The 19,552-nt window shown below is 61.6% G+C and carries 20 protein-coding genes; 12 read left to right on the top strand and 8 right to left on the bottom strand.

The features are described from left to right. Positions 1-36 precede the first annotated feature (36 nt). Positions 37-510: a YchJ family protein gene (locus ACIOVD_RS12625; protein ID WP_401127986.1), complete on the bottom strand. Its 474-nt coding sequence runs from the start codon at positions 508-510 to the stop codon at positions 37-39. A 4-nt stretch (positions 511-514) separates the two neighbouring features. Beyond that, the gene (locus ACIOVD_RS12620) at positions 515-1,012 is read right to left on the bottom strand and encodes a DUF6231 family protein (RefSeq protein ID WP_095166945.1); all 498 of its coding nucleotides are present in this window, start codon (positions 1,010-1,012) and stop codon (positions 515-517) included. Between the two features lie 190 nt (positions 1,013-1,202). Between ACIOVD_RS12620 and ACIOVD_RS12615 the strand changes: the two genes are divergently transcribed. From ACIOVD_RS12615 to ACIOVD_RS12600, 4 genes are all read left to right on the top strand, one after another. Beyond that, positions 1,203-1,892, top strand: a complete 690-nt coding sequence (locus ACIOVD_RS12615) for an OmpA family protein (protein WP_401127983.1) — start codon at positions 1,203-1,205, stop codon at positions 1,890-1,892. A 90-nt stretch (positions 1,893-1,982) separates the two neighbouring features. After that, complete coding sequence (locus ACIOVD_RS12610) at positions 1,983-2,699, top strand: OmpA family protein (RefSeq protein ID WP_401127980.1); 717 nt, start codon at positions 1,983-1,985, stop codon at positions 2,697-2,699. A 140-nt stretch (positions 2,700-2,839) separates the two neighbouring features. Beyond that, a complete protein-coding gene (locus ACIOVD_RS12605) occupies positions 2,840-3,118 on the top strand; it encodes a DUF1145 domain-containing protein (protein WP_401127977.1) in 279 nt (92 codons plus the stop codon). Further along, a complete protein-coding gene (locus ACIOVD_RS12600; protein ID WP_401127974.1) occupies positions 3,111-3,869 on the top strand; it encodes a collagen-like protein in 759 nt (252 codons plus the stop codon). The genes ACIOVD_RS12605 and ACIOVD_RS12600 overlap by 8 nt, the downstream gene beginning before the upstream one ends. 182 nt (positions 3,870-4,051) lie before the next feature. On the opposite strand, the gene ACIOVD_RS12595 is transcribed toward ACIOVD_RS12600, so the two are convergent. Next, the gene (locus ACIOVD_RS12595; RefSeq protein ID WP_095166955.1) at positions 4,052-4,516 is read right to left on the bottom strand and encodes a CopD family protein; all 465 of its coding nucleotides are present in this window, start codon (positions 4,514-4,516) and stop codon (positions 4,052-4,054) included. Positions 4,517-4,615: 99 nt separating this feature from the next. On the opposite strand from ACIOVD_RS12595, the gene dinG reads away from it, so the two are divergent. The 5 genes from dinG (at position 4,616) to pdxH (ending at position 12,441) form a co-directional block, all read left to right on the top strand. Further along, positions 4,616-6,760: an ATP-dependent DNA helicase DinG gene (gene dinG, locus ACIOVD_RS12590; protein ID WP_095166957.1), complete on the top strand. Its 2,145-nt coding sequence runs from the start codon at positions 4,616-4,618 to the stop codon at positions 6,758-6,760. Between the two features lie 82 nt (positions 6,761-6,842). After that, complete coding sequence (locus ACIOVD_RS12585) at positions 6,843-9,227, top strand: beta-agarase (protein WP_401127972.1); 2,385 nt, start codon at positions 6,843-6,845, stop codon at positions 9,225-9,227. 114 nt (positions 9,228-9,341) lie between these two features. After that, a complete protein-coding gene (locus tag ACIOVD_RS12580) occupies positions 9,342-10,487 on the top strand; it encodes a serine hydrolase domain-containing protein (RefSeq protein WP_095167145.1) in 1,146 nt (381 codons plus the stop codon). A 139-nt stretch (positions 10,488-10,626) separates the two neighbouring features. Continuing rightward, positions 10,627-11,769: an OmpA family protein gene (locus tag ACIOVD_RS12575; protein WP_095166961.1), complete on the top strand. Its 1,143-nt coding sequence runs from the start codon at positions 10,627-10,629 to the stop codon at positions 11,767-11,769. Between the two features lie 24 nt (positions 11,770-11,793). Next, the gene (gene pdxH, locus ACIOVD_RS12570) at positions 11,794-12,441 is read left to right on the top strand and encodes a pyridoxamine 5'-phosphate oxidase (protein ID WP_095166962.1); all 648 of its coding nucleotides are present in this window, start codon (positions 11,794-11,796) and stop codon (positions 12,439-12,441) included. Between the two features lie 5 nt (positions 12,442-12,446). Here pdxH and ACIOVD_RS12565 read toward each other — a convergent pair whose 3' ends face one another. Further along, entirely contained in the window at positions 12,447-12,683 is a 237-nt protein-coding gene (locus ACIOVD_RS12565) for a hypothetical protein (protein ID WP_095166964.1), read from the bottom strand. A gap of 167 nt (positions 12,684-12,850) precedes the next feature. Between ACIOVD_RS12565 and ACIOVD_RS12560 the strand changes: the two genes are divergently transcribed. Further along, positions 12,851-13,315, top strand: a complete 465-nt coding sequence (locus ACIOVD_RS12560; protein ID WP_095166966.1) for a glycine zipper 2TM domain-containing protein — start codon at positions 12,851-12,853, stop codon at positions 13,313-13,315. Positions 13,316-13,389: 74 nt separating this feature from the next. On the opposite strand, the gene nhaA is transcribed toward ACIOVD_RS12560, so the two are convergent. Continuing rightward, entirely contained in the window at positions 13,390-14,577 is a 1,188-nt protein-coding gene (gene nhaA / locus ACIOVD_RS12555; RefSeq protein WP_401127969.1) for a Na+/H+ antiporter NhaA, read from the bottom strand. A gap of 250 nt (positions 14,578-14,827) precedes the next feature. Here nhaA and ACIOVD_RS12550 point away from each other — a divergent pair, with 250 nt between their 5' ends. After that, a complete protein-coding gene (locus ACIOVD_RS12550; RefSeq protein ID WP_401127967.1) occupies positions 14,828-15,922 on the top strand; it encodes a PLP-dependent cysteine synthase family protein in 1,095 nt (364 codons plus the stop codon). Positions 15,923-15,967: 45 nt separating this feature from the next. Here ACIOVD_RS12550 and ACIOVD_RS12545 read toward each other — a convergent pair whose 3' ends face one another. Then, a complete protein-coding gene (locus ACIOVD_RS12545; RefSeq protein ID WP_159994111.1) occupies positions 15,968-17,581 on the bottom strand; it encodes an NAD(P)/FAD-dependent oxidoreductase in 1,614 nt (537 codons plus the stop codon). A 106-nt stretch (positions 17,582-17,687) separates the two neighbouring features. Then, positions 17,688-18,362: a hypothetical protein gene (locus ACIOVD_RS12540; protein ID WP_401127965.1), complete on the bottom strand. Its 675-nt coding sequence runs from the start codon at positions 18,360-18,362 to the stop codon at positions 17,688-17,690. A 183-nt stretch (positions 18,363-18,545) separates the two neighbouring features. Here ACIOVD_RS12540 and ACIOVD_RS12535 point away from each other — a divergent pair, with 183 nt between their 5' ends. Beyond that, a complete protein-coding gene (locus ACIOVD_RS12535) occupies positions 18,546-18,893 on the top strand; it encodes a hypothetical protein (protein WP_401127963.1) in 348 nt (115 codons plus the stop codon). A gap of 11 nt (positions 18,894-18,904) precedes the next feature. On the opposite strand, the gene ACIOVD_RS12530 is transcribed toward ACIOVD_RS12535, so the two are convergent. Next, positions 18,905-19,504, bottom strand: a complete 600-nt coding sequence (locus ACIOVD_RS12530) for a short chain dehydrogenase (RefSeq protein WP_095166978.1) — start codon at positions 19,502-19,504, stop codon at positions 18,905-18,907. Positions 19,505-19,552 lie beyond the last annotated feature (48 nt).

Raw genomic sequence — 19,552 nt, 5'->3', positions numbered from 1 at the left:
TCTGGCTCCCTTTACCCGCTGTACAGGTTCAGTCCCCTAGGCGAAGTACCCGGCACAGCACTTCTTGAACTTCTGCCCGCTGGCACACGGGCAGGTGTCATTGCGTCCGGCCTTGAGCGGTACGGTCGGGTCAATGAAGTACCAGTGCCCGTCGTTCTGTACGAAAGAAGAACGTTCACGGTGACTGTGTTCGCCGTCGCTGTCATGCCAGCGCGCAGTAAAGGTGACGAAGGCGTGTTCAGGTTGGCCGCCGAATACTTCCGAGCTTTCCACTTCCAGGCCTAGCCAGGTGCTCTGGGCGCTCCAGGCGCTGATCGACTGGCGGTCCAGGCCTGATTGCTGGGCAGGTAGGGTGGTTGCCACCAGGTAGTCGATCAGGCCTAGCACGTAGGCGCTGTAGCGCGAGCGCATCAAGGCTTCGGCGCATGGCGCGGGGTGCCCGGCATGGTAATGCCCGCAACAGGCATCGAGTGGCGTGCCGCTGCCGCAAGGGCAGATGGATGTACTCATTGTGTTACCACCAGTATTTTCCGAAATTCTCTGGATTGGCCCAGAACCGTGAGTTGAGCCAGTCAGGTACTTGTTTGTAGTCAAGCAGATCATAGGTGAACAGGGTCAATACTTGTTCGTCGCGCTGGAAACGTTCGCTGGCTTGCAGGGCCAGGGAGAAGAAGTCGGTGTCCTGCCAGCCGCAGGCACCCAGGTCGGCGAGGACCACGATGCGACTGGCGTTGAGGTTGCGGATCCCGCCGAGCAGGTTCAGGCCGTCGCGCTTGGGCAAATGCTCCAGGCAGTCGAGGGCCAGGGCCAGGTCGAAGCGCTGCGCAGCCAGGTCCGGCGGCAGTGGGCCAGGTGCGACCTGGGCAACGATGGTGTCGGGGTGCGCCAGCTTGAACGCCTGCAGCGCCGGAAAGTCACTGGCACCGATCAGCAGCAGCCGCTTGGGCGCATAACGATCGAGCAAGGCGGCGAGCGCCTGCTGGGGAGTACGCAAAGAAATAGCGGCGGTCATCAAGGATCCTCAATCAGAACTGCCAAGACTAGCCTGCCCGAACGCTCGGGCCTAGAGCGGGTTTACACTGGATGTTGCGATCGCCCGTAAATACGCGATGAAGCCAGGATGGCCTATTGCTGGCGGATATTAAAACTCGGGTCTTTACTGCTTGAATCGGTCGTACGCCGATCCCTCAGGAGAAAACTCGATGAGCATAGTTCGGACAGCATTACCCTTGGTTCTGCTAACCAGTGTGTTGACTGGTTGCGCAGGTTTGCAGAAAACCGACTGGCCGACCTGTGCGGCGGTGGGCGGCGTGGTCGGTGCGGGTCTCGGCGCGACGAAAAGTTCGGCATGGGCCGGCGGTGGCGCGCTGTTCGTAGGTGGATTGGCAGCCGCTTATTGCTGGGTGCATGGCGACGGTGATGAAGATGGCGACGGCGTGCTGGACAGTCGTGACAAGTGCCCAGGCACACCAAAAGGCGTGCAGGTCGATGCCAATGGCTGCCCACCACCTCAGCCGGTGGTTGAAGAAGTGGTGGTGGTCAAAGAGGAAACCATCGTCATTCGTGATGTGCACTTCCAGTTCGACTCAGCGAAGTTGACCGAAGCCGACAAAACCAAGCTGGAAACCATTGCCTCCCGACTGAAACAGGAAGCCGCTACAGCGCAACTGACCGTCACCGGGCATACCGACAGCGTGGGCAGCGATGCCTATAACGAGAAGCTCTCGGATAAACGTGCGCATTCGGTGGTCGAGTACCTGATTGAAGAAGGTGTGCCACGTGCCAGCTTCGTGTCGGTACAAGGTGCCGGTGAAAGCCAGCCAGTGGCCGACAACAAAACCGCTGACGGGCGTGCCATGAACCGTCGTACCGAAATCAAAATCAACCGCTAGTCCCTCTCGCATCCGCGGCTTGTGCAGTCGCGGATGCGGGTCTTTACTCCTGAGTGACCGGTATGGGCCGGTAACACAGGAGCATTCACCATGAGTCTTCGTGCGCGGACCGTGATACCGGTACTACTGTTCGGCAGCCTGTTGACAGGTTGCGCCACCCACAGCGACGGCACTGCCCCCCTCAATCAACGTACCTGGCCGATCTGCAGCCTTATCGGCGGCTTGGCGGGCGCAGGCCTGGGCGCAATTGAAAGTGGTGGGTGGGCGGCTGGTGGCGCGGCACTCGGTTTGTTGACGGGAGGCTTGATCTGTTACGCGCAGGATGGCGATGAGGACGAAGACGGGGTCTTCGATCGTCGCGATCATTGCCCGGATACCCCGGCCAATACCCCGGTCGACAACAGGGGTTGTCCGATTCCCCAGTACCCGGCCACCGTCAAACCGGTCGAACCGCAAAGTGAAGTGATCACCCTGAGTGACCAGGGAGAGGTGTTGTTCGCCTTCGATTCCGCGCAATTGACTCCAGCGGCCCAGGAACAATTGGTGGGGTTGATGGATAAACTGAAAAACGCCGACGTACTGAGTATCAAGGTGGTCGGGCATACCGATAGCCAGGGAACAGACGCCTACAACCAGGCGCTCTCCGAACGGCGCGCCAGCAGTGTCGCCGCCTTCCTGCTGGAGCAGGGGCTGACGCCGGACAAACTCACCAGCCAGGGCATGGGCGAAAGCCAGCCTGTGGCCGACAACGCCAGCGAAGAAGGGCGGGCGAAAAATCGTCGGGTTGAACTGGTGATCGGTCGCTGATCGACGGCTGCCGGATGGTCGATCCTCGTCGATCCGGCAGCTAAACAGCCCGGCGCGCAAGAATTTTCACGGACCTCTGGCGCATCCCTCGTGGAAGTCGTTACTGTGCGCGCAAAGAATAATGAAGCACGGGGGAGCGTATGAAAGTGTTTTGGGGGCTGGGCAAGTGTTTGACCCTGATGTTCTGGCTGGTGGTACTGGTCAATCTTGTGGAACCGCTAATCAACCCGATTGATCTGCTGGTCAATCTGGCGGCCAGCCTGTTGCTGCTGACCCATCTGTTGGAAGTGCTGCTGGTGCACCGCAACCTCAAGGGCCGCCCTCACCCGTGGCGTGATCGCCTGCAAATCCTCCTGTTTGGCATTTTTCACCTGCGGACCCTGTCTGCCCCTACCTCTGGGGAGCCTCGCCATGCGTAAACTCTGTTTGCTTGCCGCACTGGTAAGCCCACTGGCCACGGCGCAGGTGGTCAGTGTGGAAAGTCATTCGCTGATGCGTCTGCCCAATACCACCAGCACCCTGCAGCTGGAGCGTCTGGACGTTGCGGACTATGGCACCTTGCTGATCCCCTCGAACGTCACTGAGTTGGACGTGGGTCAGTTACGCCTGGGGCGCGAGGCGCGGATTGCGATTGTTCCCAGTGAGCAGGTCCTGCAGTTGAAGGTCGGGCATGCCCAGCTTGCCAGTGGTAGCCAGATTACTTCCCGTGGTGCGCCGGGTACTTACCTCAAGGCCGCTCGCGGCGGGCGTAACCTGAATTTGCGGATTGCGTCGTTGAGCGCGCCCGAGTTGTCGGTGGATGCGCGCGGTGGCGCTGGCGCCCCGGGTTATGTGGGGCTCGATGGGGCCAACGGTCAGGAACCCGGTTGCACTTGGGGCGAGGCTGGACGTGGTGCCGATGGGGATAACGGGGGGGATGGTCGTGCTGGTGCGCCAGGGGGGTTGGTGCGTCTGGAGTTGCCACGTGATTATCCAGAGCAGCAGATCAAGGTGCAGGTTGAGGGTGGCGCCGGAGGGGTGCCGGGGGCAGGAGGTAAGCCTGGTGCGGGGGGCAAGGCCAAGGGGTGTCTGGTTTATCGTGCCGATGGTGGTAAGAGCGGGCGGCCTGGGGTGGCGGGGCAGCCAGGGGTAGAGGGAGCGGCTGGGGCTGTTAGTTTGCAGCGGTTGTAGGGAGTGATGACGACCTGCGCCACATGATCAATCTCGGCAATCCCCTGTAGCAGCTGCCGAGCCCGCGAGGCTGCGTTCGAGGACGCAGCCCTCGCCCCAGCGGCCTCGAGATTAAAAGCTTCAGACGAGCTAACGCTCGGCCGGTTGCGCGGTGGTCGCTGGGGGCGGCGGGCTCTGTGTCTTTAAAATGTCGGGCGCGCCGCCGCAATTGCGACCAGCACCAATCCTACAATCAAATTGATTCCCACCAGGCGCCGTATCCCGCCCAAGGTGGCGGCGCCGGTCGGCCAGTCTTCGGCCAGGACGGCCTTGCGTAGCTCGGGCAGTTGCAGTGCTTGAATACGAATGAACAATGCAGTCATCACCAGGTACAGGCCCATCATGATCTGCACGTAGCGTGGTGCGGTTTCGAAGCCGTTGAAGCGCAGGTGGATCAGGCCGACGCCGCTGATCGGCAGGATCAGCACGGCAATCCAGACCCAGAGAAAAAAGCGCGGGAACACTTCCACCCACAATTTAAGGCGGGCCGGGCCCTCGAGGGCCTTTACGGCGGCGGGGCGCAGGACCATCCAGGCGAAAAACATGCCGCCGACCCACACCAGGGCTGCCAGTGTGTGCAGGCTATAAATGAAGGCGAAAAGTGTCATTGGGGTACTCCGTTCTGCGCGGGATTAATTAGCGGGGTATGATAGCGGCCGATCCGAACCACTGAAAATTTATCCAGCGTTTTTTGCGCCCGACAATCCATGATCAGCACTGAACTCAAAACCACGATCCAGGGCGCTTATTCGCGTTTTCTCGAAGCCAAGAGCCTTAAGCCGCGCTACGGCCAGCGCCTGATGATCGCCGAAATTGCCAAAGTCCTGGGTGACATCGACACCGACGACGAAGGCCGGCGCAGTGGCGACCCCGCGATTGTCGCGGTGGAAGCCGGTACCGGTACCGGCAAGACCGTGGCCTACAGCCTGGCGGCGATTCCCACTGCCAAGGCCGCCGGCAAGCGCCTGGTGATTGCCACCGCCACCGTCGCCCTGCAAGAGCAGATCGTCTACAAGGACCTGCCGGACCTGATGCGCAACAGCGGGCTGAATTTCAGCTTTGCCCTGGCCAAGGGCCGGGGTCGCTACATGTGCCTGTCCAAGCTCGACATGCTGCTGCAGGAAGGCCATGCGCAAACCGCCACGGCCCAGCTGTTCGAGGAAGAAGGCTTCAAGATCGAAGTCGATGAGGCCAGTCAGAAGCTGTTCACCAGCATGATCGAGAAACTCGCCGGCAATAAGTGGGACGGCGACCGCGACAGTTGGTCCACCGCCCTGGAAGATGCCGACTGGGCGCGCCTGACCACCGACCATAGCCAGTGCACCAACCGCCATTGCCCCAATTTTGGCCAGTGCGCCTTTTACAAGGCGCGCGAAGGCATGGGCAAGGTTGATGTGATTGTCACCAACCACGACATGGTCCTCGCCGACCTGGCCCTGGGTGGCGGTGCCGTGCTGCCGGACCCGCGTGACACCATCTATGTGTTTGACGAAGGCCACCACCTGCCGGACAAGGCCATCGGCCACTTCGCCCATTACACGCGCCTGCGCTCCACCGCCGACTGGCTGGAAACCACCGCCAAGAATCTCACCAAGTTGCTCGCCCAGCACCCGTTGCCCGGCGACTTGGGCAAGCTGATCGAGCAAGTGCCGGAGCTGGCGCGTGAGATCAAGACCCAGCAGCAGTTCATGTTCAGTGCCTGCGAGCAAGTAGCCGACTTCAAGCCCGGCGAAGACGTCGAAGGCCGTGAGCGCCCGCGTCATCGGTTTGTCGGTGGGGTGATTCCCGAGCACATGCGCGAGATGGGCATCGAACTGAAGAAGGGCTTTGCCCGCCTGACCGATGTCTTCACCAGGCTCACGGAGCTGCTCAAGGAAGGTATGGACGGCGAGGTCAACATTGGTATCGCCAGCAACCAGGCGGAAGAATGGTACCCGCTGTTTGGCAGCCTGCTGTCTCGCTCCCAGGGCAACTGGGAATTGTGGACCGCCTTTACCGCCGAAGACCCGGAAGACAACCCGCCCATGGCGCGCTGGCTGACCCTGGCCGAAAGCGGTTCGCTGTTCGATATCGAGGTCAATGCCAGCCCGATCCTGGCTGCGGAAATGCTCCGGCGCAACCTCTGGAATATCGCCTACGGTGCCTTGGTGACCTCGGCCACCCTGACCGCCCTCGGTACCTTCGATCGCTTCCGTATGCGTGCCGGCCTGCCGAAAAAAGCCGTGACGGCGGTCGTGCCGAGCCCGTTTCACCATGCCGATGCCGGTGTGCTGCGGGTTCCCGACCTGCGTGCCGACCCGCGTGACGCCCCGGCGCACACTGCGGCGATCATCCGCGACCTGCCGGAACTGGTGGAAGGCTCGCGTGGCACCCTGGTGCTGTTTTCCTCGCGCAAACAGATGCAGGACGTGTTCGACGGCCTCGACCGCGACTGGCGCAAGCAAGTGTTCATTCAAGGCAACCTGTCGAAGCAGGAAACCCTGAACAAGCACAAGGCGCGGGTCGATGGTGGCGACTCCAGCGTGCTGTTCGGCCTGGCCAGTTTTGCCGAAGGTGTCGACTTGCCGGGGGCCTATTGCGAGCACGTGGTGATCGCCAAGATCCCGTTCTCGGTTCCCGATGACCCGGTGGAAGCCGCACTGGCCGAATGGATCGAAGCGCGGGGCGGCAACCCGTTCATGGAAATCTCTGTGCCGGACGCCTCGCTCAAGCTGGTCCAGGCTTGCGGTCGCCTGCTGCGCACCGAAGAAGACCGCGGCACCATCACCTTGCTTGACCGGCGCCTGGTCACGCAGCGTTACGGAAAGGCGATCCTCAACGCCTTGCCACCGTTCCGTCGCGAAATATCTTGAGACAGGGTGGGCGGAAACGCCCACTTCGTTGTCTATCTCCTATCACCGATTTCACACTGGCCCTAGGGAGAACCTGGTTCATATGATTCGCCGCTCGTTACCCGCTGTTTTTGCCCTGATGTTCGCTGCGCCTCTGCTGGCGGCACCCGCCGGGCAGCAGACGCTGTTCAACTTTGTCCGGCCTGCCGATGTGGTCCAGGTGACGACACAGGATGCCAGTCTGCCGCAATCCAACGCGGAGCAAACGGCCGAGGGCGAAGTGCTGCGGCGTGTGACGTTCAACCCGACGGCGCAACCAAGCCTGCGCCTGACCCCGCAAACCGGGGCCTGGGACTGGTCGCAATCGGGGGTCATGAGCCTGCGCCTGCAGAGCGCGATGAACTGGGCTGTGACGCTTTACGTCAAGATCCAGAGCAACGACGGTAAAACCCTGGTCAGCCGCGTCGACTTGCCTGCCGGACCGGCGCAAACCCTGTTGGTGCCGCTTAAGCCAAGTTCACCCCTGAGCCAAGGCATGAAGGCCGGCCCGCCGATGCCAATGACCGTTGATGGTCAGCGGATCCTGCTGGCCAGCAGCGAGGGTGAGTTGGACCCTGCCCAGGTAGTGTCGGTCACTCTGTCGATGGATCAGCCGAAAGTGGCCCAGAGCATCCTGATCGAGCGCTTTGGTGTGCAGGACGGCGTGGCGGTCACCCAGGCGGTCTACGGTTCCCTGGTGGATGCCTATGGACAGTCGAGCCGGGCGAAATGGCCGGAAAAGATCGCCACTGACGAGCAGCTCAAGGCGGCCGCCGCCAAGGAACAGCAACAATTGAGTGGCTGGCTGGCCCAGCGCGAGCGCTCGGCCCTGGACACCTTCGGCGGCTTGAACAAGGGCCCGGCCTTCAAGGCCAGCGGCTTTTTTCGCACCGAGAAACGCGACGGGCGCTGGTACCTGGTGACACCACAAGGTCACCCGTTCTACTCCCTGGGGGTCAACACGGTCACTGCAGACGCCAGCCAGACTTACGTCGCCGGTCGCGAGGGCATGTTCGAAGTATTGCCGGGCAACGACCAGCCGCTGGCCGTGCATTACGGTGAGGGCGATAACCGCGGCGGCAATGGCGTCGATCGCGGGCGTGCCTTCAATGGCGGTCGCTGGTATGACTTTTATGGCGCCAACCTGCAACGCACCTACGGTCAGCCTTGTGTCGCCGGCACCCCGGCGAAGGTTGCCGAGACCGGCGCCGAAGCGCCCGTCGCGCCGTGCGCACCTTATGCCTTCGATGAAAAACGCTGGGCCGGGCACACCCTGGATCGCCTGCAGGCGTGGGGCTTCAACACCCTGGGCAACTGGAGCGAGCCGGCTCTGGGCCACAGCGCACGAATGCCCTACACCTTGCCGTTGTCGATCGTCGGCGATTACACCAGCATCAGTACCGGGAACGACTGGTGGGGCGGCATGCCCGACCCGTTCGACCCGCGTTTTGCCATGGCCACCGAACGTGCAGTGGCCATTGCCGCACGCGATCATCGGGATGATCCCTGGTTGATCGGCTACTTTGCGGACAACGAGCTGGCCTGGGCCGGTCCCGGTGACGATCCCAAGGCGCGTTATGCCCTGGCGTATGGCACGTTGAAAATGACCACTGACGTGCCGGCCAAACGCGCCTTCCTCAAGCAGTTGCGCGATAAATACCGCAATCAGGCCGGCCTGTCGAAGGCCTGGGGCATCGACCTGCCAGCCTGGGAATTGATGGAAGACCCGGGGTTTGTGCCGCCGGTACCCAATCCCGAGCATCCGGAAATCGAAGCCGACTTCAAATACTTCCAGAAGGTCTTTGCCGACACCTACTTCAAGACCATTTCCGATTCGTTGAAATGGCATGCGCCGAACCACCTGCTGCTCGGCGGCCGGTTTGCCGTCAGTACGCCCGAAGCGGTGGCGTCCTGTGCACAGTATTGCGATGTGCTGAGCTTCAACCTGTACACGCTCAAGCCCCAGGACGGCTATGACTTCAGCCAGTTGCAGGCGCTGGACAAGCCGGTGCTGATCACTGAGTTCAACTTCGGTTCACGGGATCGCGGCCCATTCTGGGGTGGGGTAACGGAGCTGGCGAGGGAGGAGGAGCGGGGACCGGCGTATGCCAACTTCGTCAAACAGGCGCTCAGCGAGCCGTCGATTGTCGGGGTGCACTGGTTCCAGTACCTCGATCAACCGGTGACCGGGCGCTTGCTGGATGGCGAAAACGGACATTTTGGCCTGGTGGGGATCACCGATATTCCGTTTCAAGGTTTTGTCGACAGTGTGCGCAAGGCCAATCTGCAGGCCGTCGATCAGCTCGCCAAGGCGGGCGAACAAGCCCGACTGGCCGCCGAGAAAGCCGCCAATGCGGGTGACAAACCCGAGGGCGAAAAGCCTGCTCACGAGCCGCAGGGCGCGGGGCAGGGCGGCCACACCGGTGGGCATTCGGGTAATGGCCATTAATCGCTGAAACAACCCCTTTAAACCAGCGACCGCCCAGCCCGAGCGGGTTCCCAAAACCCTCAAGGGCTGGAACAATGCGCTAACGATTCGAGATGTTTCTCCGGGGAGTGGTTGGTGCAGATTCAGGGTCATTACGAGCTTCAATTCGAAGCAGTACGCGAAGCCTTCGCGGCACTGTTCGATAACTCCCAGGAACGCGGCGCGGCATTGTGCATCCAGATCGGTGGCGAAACCGTCCTCGACCTGTGGGCGGGCACGGCCGACAAGGACGGCAGTCAGGCATGGCACAGTGATACCATCGCCAATCTGTTTTCCTGCACCAAGACCTTTACCGCCGTGACCGCCCTGCAACTGGTTGCCGAGGGCAAGCTGCAACTCGATGCGCCGGTCGCACGCTACTGGCCCGAGTTCGCCGCCGCCGGCAAGGAAGCGGTGACCTTGCGCCAGTTGTTGTGCCACCAGGCAGGCCTGCCGGCACTGCGTGAGTTGCTGGCACCCGAAGCACTCTATGACTGGCAGACCATGGTGGAGGCCCTGGCGGCCGAAGCTCCTTGGTGGACGCCGGGTGAAGGCCATGGTTATGCGGCAATCACCTATGGCTGGCTGGTGGGTGAACTGTTGCGTCGGGCCGATGGCCGCGGTCCGGGCGAATCGATCGTCGCGCGGGTGGCACGCCCCTTGGGGCTGGATTTCCATGTCGGCCTGGCCGATGCAGAGTTCCATCGGGTGGCGCACATCGCACGGGGCAAAGGCAACGTCGGCGATGCGGCCGCCCAGCGCCTGTTGCAGGTCACTTTGCGTGAGCCAACAGCCATGAGCACCCGGGCGTTTACCAATCCGCCCTCGATCATGACCAGCACCAACAAGCCAGAGTGGCGACGAATGCAACAGCCGGCGGCCAATGGCCACGGCAATGCCCGCAGCCTGGCCGGCTTCTATAGCGGACTGCTGGATGGCAGCCTGCTGGAAAGTGACATGCTCCAGGAACTGACGCGCGAGCACAGCCTGGGCGAGGACAAGACACTACTGACCCGGACGCGTTTTGGCCTGGGTTGTATGCTGGATCAGCCGGACGTACCCAACGCCACCTTCGGCCTCGGCCCTCGGGCTTTTGGTCATCCTGGGGCGGGGGGATCCGTCGGGTTTGCTGATCCCGAGCACGATGTGGCCTTCGGTTTTGTCACCAATACCCTGGGTCCTTACGTGTTGATGGACCCGCGTGCGCAGAGGCTGGTGCGGGTTCTCGGCGATTGTCTGTAAAAAGGTGGTTGCCAGGCATTTTTCTGATAAAAGATGCCACCAAGTCATGGAATGGAACCCTGTGGCTTTTCATGTTGCACAGCATCTGTTTATACGGGTCGCAGACCCACAGCTTTTTATCTCATTTTGTGGATATCCCATGTCACCGAACAAATTTTTAGCCTTGGCCCTGTGTCTCAGCATCACCGGTTGTGCACAAACCCCACAAAGTGACGCAGATGGTGGCCCTTGGTGGTCATTCGGTTCCGGTTCCGACAAGGTTGCGGACAAAGGCAGCGCCAAGCCGGACGCCAAGGTCGATGCCAAAGCGGCGCCGGCAGCACCTGCCGACAAGACTACTGCTACCGCCCCGACAACTCCGGCTCCTGTGGCCAAGGCCCAGGACAGTGGCAGCAGTTGGTGGCCGTTCTCCTCCAAGGAGAGCACCACCAAAGCCGCCGTCGATAGCAAAACCACCGCGCCTGTGGTGCCGCTCACGGCGACCAGCGCTGCCGCCGCAGCGGCCAAGGCCGACTCCGAGAGCAAATGGTGGTGGCCGTTCAGCGACCAGACCAAGGCTGTGACCAAGGCGGACATCAAGGATGTACCGATGCCTGACCCGAAAATCACCCAGGCCTGGCTGGACGACTACGAGCCGCGCCTGCGCAGTGCTATTCAGGACAAGCGCCTGCAGGTAGAGCGTCGCGAGAACATCCTGGTAGTGATCGTTCCGGTGGATGAAGCATTCAACCCGAAACGCCCGGCCATGCTGTTGCCTTCGACCCTCGGCCCGTTCACTCGGATTGCCAAGCTGGTGGAATCCGACACCAAGACTTCGGTCCTGGTGCTCGGCCACGGCGACTCTTCGGGCGCAGCCCCGGCGACCCAGACCCTGAGCAAGGAGCGTGCGACCTCTGTGGCCTCGATCTTCAGCCTCGGCGGCATGAAGCGTGATCGCCTGATGTTGCGTGGCATGGGTGACCTGATGCCGCGTGCAGCGAATGACAGTATCCAGGGACGCGCCTTGAACCGACGTGTCGAGATCGTGCTGACCCAGCGCACCACCATGCTGGCCCTGCTGAGCAAGTACAGCTCGCCGACCCCGCCGGTGGCCGAGATGGTTGCGATCCAGGACGCCAAACCTGCCAGCGTTGCCCTGGCCGATAAAAAAGCTACGGCAGCGAAAAAAGCTGTACCGGCGAAAAAGACCACCGCCAAGAAAGCCGCACCGGCTAAAAAGCAGCCAGCCAAGACCCCGACCCCGGCGAAAAAACCGGTGCCGGCCAAAGCTGCTGCAAACTGATCGACCCAGCACAAGGAAAACGCCGTGACCCAGGCTCTGGCTGATATGCGCCGCGACTACACCCGCGATGGTTTGACCGAGGCCCAGGCCCCGGCCGAACCCTTCGCCCTGTTTCATCAGTGGTTTGCCGAGGCGGTGAAAACCGAACAGCCTCCGGTCGAGGCCAATGCCATGACCGTGGCCACTGTTGATGCGCAGGGTCGTCCGCATTGCCGGATCCTGTTGCTCAAGGGCCTGGATGAGCAAGGTTTTACCTTCTTCACCAACTACCAGAGTGCCAAGGGCCAGCAGTTGGCGGCCAACCCCTATGCCGCCATGACCTTCTTCTGGCCGGCCCTGGAGCGCCAGGTGCGCATCGAGGGGCGGGTGGTCAAGGTCACGCCGCAGGAGTCCGATGCCTATTACCAGGTGCGGCCATTGGGCAGTCGCCTGGGGGCGTGGGCTTCCCCGCAGAGTCGAGTGATCGCCGATCGTGCTGAGCTTGAAGGATTGCTCAAGGCTACCGAGCAGCGCTTTCGCGATAGCCAGCCCGATTGCCCGGAGCATTGGGGCGGCTATCGCCTGTTGCCCGAGCGCATCGAGTTCTGGCAGGGGCGTGCCAGTCGTCTTCACGATCGCTTGAACTACCGTCTGCAAGACGGTAGTTGGAGTCGTGAACGTCTAGCGCCCTGAGCAGTCTACCGGGCAGGATAGGTGGCTGCGGCCGCCTCCAGCCACTGCGCCAGGTCGCGGCGTTTGATGCGTTGCTGCCGGGCACGGTCCAGTTGCTGCAGCATGAACTGCTTTTTCTGTTCGTCATTACCTGCCAATGACAGCGCCAGGTCGCGGTCCATCCAGCGCTTGATTCGCACGTACAGCCACCAGTGGAAGTACAGGCCGGCGACCGTGGTGACGATAATGATGAAGTAATCCATGGAAATCCTTTTGGGATGACGCAATTTTTCAGAATGGCCGCTACTGTGTGATGACCTCGCAGACGCCGCTGTACCGCGCCTGAATGAAACCAATTTTATCCGGGCGGCGCCGTGACAGGCGTCAAGCTGCGGAGTTTAATGAATACCTGTCCTTTGGAGTTGATGTTATGCGTAAGTCTGTTCTGCTGGTTGCTACCTTTTCCACGATGGCGATGTTGCTCACGGGTTGCCAGTCCAGCCTGACCGGTGACTCCTACTCCCGTGACGAAGCGCGTCGCGTGCAGACCGTGCGCATGGGCACCATCGAGTCCCTGCGTCCGGTGAAAATCGAAGGCACCAAGACCCCTATCGGCGGCCTGGCTGGCGCGGCGGTAGGTGGTGTCGGTGGCAGCGCGATTGGTGGTGGCAAAGGCAGTATCGTTGCCGCGGTCATTGGTGCGGTAGCGGGTGGCTTGATCGGTTCGGCCACTGAAGAAGGCCTGACCCGTACCCAGGGCGTCGAAATCACCGTGCGTGAAGACGACGGCAGCATGCGCGCCTATGTGCAGCAGGTTCAGGAAAACGAAGTGTTCCGTGTGGGTGAGCGTGTACGCATCTCCACCGTCGACGGCACCAGCCGCGTATCGCACTAAGTTCCAACCGTTAAAACAAAACCCCGATCAGGCAACTGATCGGGGTTTTGTTTATCTGGCTTTTAATCGGCTGGCTAGGCAGCCTGTGCCGGTTTCTTGCGGCTCGCTACCACCATCACGGCATAGCCGATCAGGGCGGCGAACAGCGAACCGGTGAGGATACCCATGCGGTCCATGCCGGCGTATTCGCTGCTGTCCGCCACAAAGGCCAGGGAGCCGACGAACAGGCTCATGGTGAAGCCGATCCCGCAGAGAATCGCCACACCCAGGACCTGGCCCCAGTTGGCGCCGGCGGGTAGGGCAGCAATACCGGATTTAACCGCCAGCCAGGTCAGGCCGAACACACCGACGGTTTTCCCCAGCAGCAGGCCGATGGCGATGCCCATCGGCACCATGTGGGTGAAGCTCTCGACGGTGACGCCGCTCAGCGACAGGCCGGCGTTGGCAAACGCGAACAGCGGCAGGATGCCGTAGGCGACCCACGGATGCAGTGCATGTTCCAGGCTCAGAGAGGGCGAGGGCTCGGCATTTTTGGTGCGCAACGGGATGCAGAACGCCAGTGTCACCCCGGCCAGCGTGGCGTGGACACCACTTTTGAGCACGCAGACCCAGAGGATCAGGCCGATGATCATGTACGGACCCAGCTTGACCACCCCCAGGCGATTCATCGCCACCAGCGCGGCAATACATGCGCCCGCCAGCATCAACGACAGGGTCGAGAGCGCGCCCGAGTAGAAGATCGCAATGATGATGATCGCGCCCAGGTCATCGATGATGGCCAGGGTCATCAGGAACAGCTTCAGCGACACCGGTACACGCTTACCCAGCAAGGCCAGTACGCCCAGGGCGAAGGCAATGTCGGTGGCGGTCGGAATCGCCCAACCATTCAGGGCCGGCGGGTTGTCGCGGTTGAGGAACCAGTAGATCAGCGCTGGCACCAGCATGCCACCGACGGCGGCGGCACCCGGCAGGACGATCTGCGAAGGCTTGGAGAGGTGACCATCGAGGACTTCACGCTTGACCTCAAGGCCGATCAGCAGAAAGAACAGGGCCATCAGGCCGTCGTTGATCCACAGCAACAGCGGCTTGGCGATTTTCAAGGCGCCGATCTGGGCCACCACGGGGGTGTCCAGCAAGCCGGTGTAGAGCCAGGACAGCGGTGAGTTGTTGATGATCAGGGCCAGGACTGCAGCGGCAATCAATAACAGACCGCTGGCAGCTTCCAACTGAAAGAAACGAGTGAAAGTGCTACGCAGAGGCAAGGTCGCTCTCCATTTATAGATTCAAAAGGTGGCACACCCTAACCTGTGCGGTTAGTTGTTAAAACAAAAGTTATATTCTTTTTTGTTATATACCGTTACAACCCAAGCTGCACACAGCCTAGCAGTTGGCTGGCGTATTGAACCCCAGCTGTACCTGTGCGTTATGTAGGTTTTTTCCTAAGCTTAAGAATTGGCCTGTTGTCACCCTCAGGTTTCCTTCCGCCGTCATTGATTCCACGAGTAACCCACCATGAGCGACAGCCGCCAATGGGCCCGCGAAGCCATCCGCATCATCGAAGCCGACTTCCAGCGCAGTGCCGATACCCACCTGATCCCGTTGCCGTTGGCGGGGTTGCCGGGCATCGAACTGTACTTCAAGGATGAGTCCAGCCACCCTACCGGCAGCCTCAAGCATCGGTTGGCCCGCTCGCTGTTCCTATATGCGCTGTGTAATGGCTGGCTCAAGCCGGGCGCCCCGGTGATCGAGGCGTCCAGCGGTTCGACGGCGATCTCCGAGTCCTACTTCGCTCGACTGCTGGGACTGCCGTTCATTGCGGTGATGCCGGCCAGCACTTCCCGGGAAAAGATCGCGCAAATCGAGTTCTACGGCGGCAAGAGCCACCTGGTGCAGGACCCGACGCAGATCTATGCCGAGTCCGAGCGCCTGGCCCGTGAGCACGATGGGCACTTCATCGATCAGTTCACCTACGCCGAGCGCGCCACCGACTGGCGGGCCAACAACAACATCGCCGAGTCGATCTTTCAGCAGATGCGTTTCGAGCGGCATCCGGAACCCAGTTGGCTGATTTCCAGCCCCGGCACCGGCGGCACCACTGCGACCCTGGGGCGCTACGTGCGTTACCGGCAGCACGCCACCCGGGTGCTCTGTGCCGATGCCGAGCGTTCGGTGTTCTTTGACTATTACCTGAGTGGCGATGCGAGCCTGCGCCTGGAGTGTGGTTCGCGTATCGAAGGCATAGGTCGGCCGCGGGTCGAGGCGTCGTTCCTGCCGAAGGTGATCGATGCGATGGTCAAGGTGCCGGACGACTTGTCACTGGCGGCCATGCATTACCTGGCGCAACGCTTGGGTCGCAACGTCGGCGGTTCCAGTGGGACTAACCTGATTGGCGCGTTGATGGCGGCCCAGCAGATGGTCGCGGCGGGGGAGAGTGGGTCGATCGTGGCTATTCTGTGTGACGGCGGCGAGCGTTATGCAACCACCTACTACGATCAGGACTGGCTGAAGGCCCAGGGTTACGAGTTGAGTGGCTTGATCGCGGCCGTTGCGGCCAGCGTCGAGCGGGGTGAGGCACTGCCGGTCAGTGTGTTGCGCGCAAACATCTGACACAACGACTTGGTGGGAGCGAGTAATCCCGCTCCCACCAGGTGTTTAAGCTTCGATGCCCAGGATATCCCGAGCCACGGCTTCAGCAATGCGAATCCCATCGACGCCGGCCGAGAGAATCCCACCCGCGTAGCCAGCGCCTTCACCGGCCGGGAACAGGCCCTTGACGTTCAGGCTCTGCATCGACTCGTTACGGGTGATGCGCAGGGGCGACGAGGTGCGGGTTTCGATCCCGGTCAGCACCGCGTCATGCAACGAGTAGCCGCGAATCTGCTTCTCGAATGCCGGCAGGGCTTCGCGGATGGCTTCGATGGCAAAGGCCGGCAATGCCAGCGCCAGGTCACCCAGGGCCACCCCAGGTTTGTAGGAAGGTTCGACGCTGCCCAGCGCGGTCGACGGCTTGCCGGCAATGAAGTCGCCGACCAGTTGCGCCGGTGCCTCGTAGTTGCTGCCGCCGAGCACAAAGGCGTGGGACTCCAGTTGCTCCTGCAACTCGATACCAGCCAGCGGGCCACCCGGGTAGTCCACTTCCGGGGTAATACCCACGACAATCCCGGAGTTGGCGTTGCGCTCGTTACGCGAGTACTGGCTCATGCCGTTGGTGACTACACGATTGGGCTCGGAGGTAGCTGCTACCACCGTACCGCCTGGACACATGCAGAAGCTGTAGACCGAGCGACCGTTCTTGGCGTGGTGCACCAGTTTGTAGTCGGCGGCGCCGAGTTTCGGGTGACCGGCGTACTTGCCCAGGCGCGCACTGTCGATCAGCGATTGCGGGTGCTCGATGCGAAAACCCACGGAGAACGGCTTGGCCTCCATGTACACGCCGCGGCCGTGGAGCATGCGGAAGGTGTCGCGGGCACTGTGGCCCAGCGCCAGGATCACGTGGCGGGAGTTGATCTGCTCGCCGCTGGCCAGTTCGACGCCGGTCAGTTGGCCGTCTTCGATCAGCACGTCGGTGACCCGTTGCTGGAAGCGCACTTCGCCACCCAGGGCACGAATCTGCTCACGCATGTTTTCCACGACACCCGTCAGGCGGAACGTACCGATGTGCGGCTTGCTGACGTAGAGGATTTCATCCGGCGCGCCGGCCTTGACGAACTCGTGCAGGACTTTGCGGCCGTGGTGCTTGGGATCCTTGATCTGGCTGTACAGCTTGCCGTCGGAAAACGTACCGGCACCGCCTTCGCCGAACTGCACGTTCGACTCGGGGTTGAGCACGCTTTTGCGCCACAGGCCCCAGGTGTCCTTGGTGCGCTGGCGAACTTCGGTGCCACGCTCGAGGATGATCGGCTTGAAGCCCATCTGGGCCAGCAACAGCCCGGCGAAAATCCCGCAGGGACCAAAACCGACCACCACCGGGCGCTCGCTCAGGTCTTGCGGGGCGTGGCCCACGACCTTGTAGCTGACATCCGGGGCGGGATTGACGTTACGGTCATCGGCGAACGCCTGCAACACCTTGGCCTCGTCCCGCAGGCTCAGGTCAATGGTGTAGATGAAGCACAGTTCGGAGGACTTTTTGCGCGCATCGTAGCTGCGCTTGAACAAGGTGAAATCGAGCAGGTCATCACTGGCGATGCCCAGGCGCTGCACGATGGCAGGGCGCAGGTCTTCTTCGGGATGGTCGATTGGCAGCTTGAGTTCGGTGATTCGTAACATGTCGGTATCCGGTTCGCGGGCGCACCAATGCGCCAAGGCGTTGCAAACCGCAGATTATAAGCCTCAACCGGGATTTCCAGTGAGGCTAAAACAACAGCTCGTCGCATCAGTCGCTGCGTGAGCCGCCAAAATAGGCGCAGCCACGTTGTACCTGATCGTTAACCCGCAACTCGGCGCTCATGAACTGGACGCTGGGGCGGCTCGGGTCGACGCAGCGTTGGGGGGCGATCCACAGTTCGACGCGTTGGTTATTGGCTTCGCTGCTGAGGTGAAAGCGCCCGTCACCCAATTGTTCTTCCAGGTAGGGCAGGACCAGGGCCGGTTGTCCAGCGCGCTCGACCAGCATGCCCTTGCCACTGATCTTGACGCTCCAGTTGGGCGTATTGCCGCCGGCCTGCAGGATCAGTTTCTGGAAGTCTGGACTGTTGCAGGCACTCGTCGCGCGTTCCAGGCGATAGAGCTGCTGGACATCCAGTTGCGCCTGGCCGTCCGTAACTTTTGCCGAGGGTACCCGGCCACGCAGATCGGCGAATACCTGGTGCTGGGTCCCGGCCAGCGTGGCGGCCTCTTGCATGACGCTGGTGCTGCCGCCGTCATGCACGGCATACAGGGTGTTGCCCTGGCAGGGCTTGAACACCAGCTTGCCGTTGGCCATGCCGAGCTCGCCCTGCATGCGGGTCAGGCCAGCGGTGGAGGGCGCCTGGGGCGAACTCTCGAGCAACTGGCAACCGGCAAACAGCGGGAGCAGGGCGACAAACATCAGGGAACGGGCAGCACGCATCGTTGGGTCTCCAGGCAGGTGCCGACACGTTACGCAGGCAGGCCAGCGATCACAAGGCCAGTGTTGCCAGAGCCTATACAGGTGCGCCCTCTGCAACATTGTGTGCGATGTTCCTGTGGGCGGACGCCGCCGGGCATAGGCTACCCTGCGAGCAGGTTTTCCCATTGAATCAGGAGGGTGCACATGCACTGCAAGGTTTGGACGGTGTTGTTGGCTATGGTGGTATGCACCTCCAGTCAGGCTGCCGAGATCGGTTTCTCATCGGCCCTGGACTTCACCAGGATGGAACTGTTGTTAAAGGACATCGACAGATCCAGCACCGAGACCGTGGATTTGAGTGTCACACTTTCCCCCCAGGCTGCTGAACGCATGCGCAAGGTCACTGCGGAGTCGATCGGACAGCCATTGACCCTGTTGATCAATGGCCGGGCGGTAAACACGGCCACCGTACATTCAGTGGTGGGTGCGCTGTTCCGGGTCTCGATATCGCGCGCCATTGCCAGGGAGCTGGTACCTAGCCTCCTGGAATGAAACAGTCACGATCAACCGACGTGGAAGGTCTGTCCGGTCTGCAAACCTTCCACACTCTTGGCATAGGCCAGCCCGACATCGGCGCCGGCCACCGGTTTGTAGCCGCGGAAGTAGGGCGCATAGCTGCCCATGGCCTCTACCAGCACCGTAGGGCTGACCGAGTTGACGCGCAAGCCACGGGGCAGTTCGATGGCGGCGGCCCGCACGAAACTGTCCAGTGCACCGTTGACCAGTGCCGCCGATGCGCCGCTGCGAATCGGGTCGTGGCTGAGGACGCCGCTGGTGAAGGTGAACGAAGCGCCATCGTTGGCAAACTCACGGCCGATCAGCAGCAGATTGACCTGGCCCATCAACTTGTCTTGCAGGCCCAGGGCGAAACTTTGCGCGTCCATCTCGGCCAGGGGCGCGAAGGTCACGTTGCCAGCGGCGCAGACCAGGGCATCGAACTTTCCGGTCTTGCCGAACAGCTCGCGAATCGAGGCGCTGTCGCTGATGTCGACCTGGAAATCGCCACTGCTGCGGCCGATGCGAATGATCTCGTGACGTGCCGACAGCTCCTTGTCGACTGCCGAACCCACGGTGCCGCTGGCGCCAATCAATAGAATTTTCATCGTGCTGTTTCCTCAAGGGGTGAACGAGGTTTCAGTCTAGAGTGGTTT

Origin of the sequence: Pseudomonas sp. NPDC087626 (assembly GCF_044743405.1) — a bacterium.
Taxonomy (GTDB): domain Bacteria; phylum Pseudomonadota; class Gammaproteobacteria; order Pseudomonadales; family Pseudomonadaceae; genus Aquipseudomonas.
The sequence above is the reverse complement of the archived record's forward strand: the minus strand, read 5'-3'. Positions and strand labels throughout refer to the sequence as shown.